Source organism: Ruegeria sp. AH12 (genome assembly GCF_056541465.1).
This window is the reverse complement of record NZ_JBQFYL010000126.1, coordinates 1-805: the sequence shown is the minus strand read 5'-3', so window position 1 is coordinate 805 and position 805 is coordinate 1. Positions and strand designations below refer to the sequence as shown.

Annotated in this window: 1 protein-coding gene and 1 pseudogene; both read right to left on the bottom strand. The window is 56.4% G+C overall.

Annotated features, from left to right (window positions below):
• Nucleotides 1–322 (bottom strand): annotated as a pseudogene (locus tag ACR0EL_RS22095) (type II secretion system F family protein); the annotation flags it as partial.
• 12 nt (nt 323–334) lie between these two features.
• On the bottom strand, nt 335–805 hold a 471-nt coding region (locus tag ACR0EL_RS22090), incomplete at its 5' end, for an ATPase, T2SS/T4P/T4SS family (protein WP_480502302.1).

Here is an 805-nt window from a genome sequence, read left to right as displayed (position 1 = left end):
CTACAAAAGCCAGCCCTGAAACCAGTGCCATGATCACAATCAACTGCCGAGGAGAGAAGGCGATCGCCGCCTTCTGCGCCTTGTCTGCCAATAGCGAGTAGAGCGGTATGCTCTGCGACTTCATGTGCTGCTGCATTTCCTTGCGCAGCTGCTCCAGTACTTGCTCGCGCCCGACGCCCTTATCGATCATATCCAGCCTGCGATTGACGCGGCTGTTCAGGCTGATCGATTTTCCGAATGCGACGAGATAGATACCTTCGACCAGGGCAAAGACCCCGACGAAAATCACGATGTAGATGAGCGCCTCGACAGGCAGTTGCATATCTTGGTTCTCCTACATCGTGGTTGGATCGTAGATCGAGGCGGGCAGATCGAAGCCCCACAGACGGAAGCGCTCGGAATAGTGGCTGCGCACACCTGTGGCGGTGAAATGACCGATGATCTTGTTGTCGGGGGTCAATCCAACCCGTTGAAATTTAAATATTTCCTGCATCGAGATGACGTCACCTTCCATGCCGGTAATTTCGGTGATTGATGTCATCCGGCGCGAACCATCCTGCAGACGGCTGGCCTGAACGATCAGATTCACAGCCGACGAGATCTGGCTGCGGACCGCTTTGATCGGCATTTCGATCCCCGCCATGGCGATCATGTTTTCAAGACGCGAGATACCGTCACGGGCCGAGTTGGCGTGGATCGTGGTCATTGATCCGTCGTGGCCGGTATTCATGGCCTGCAGCATATCGATCACTTCGGCGCCACGGGTCTCGCCCACGATGATGCGGTCGGGGCGCATCCGCAGGGC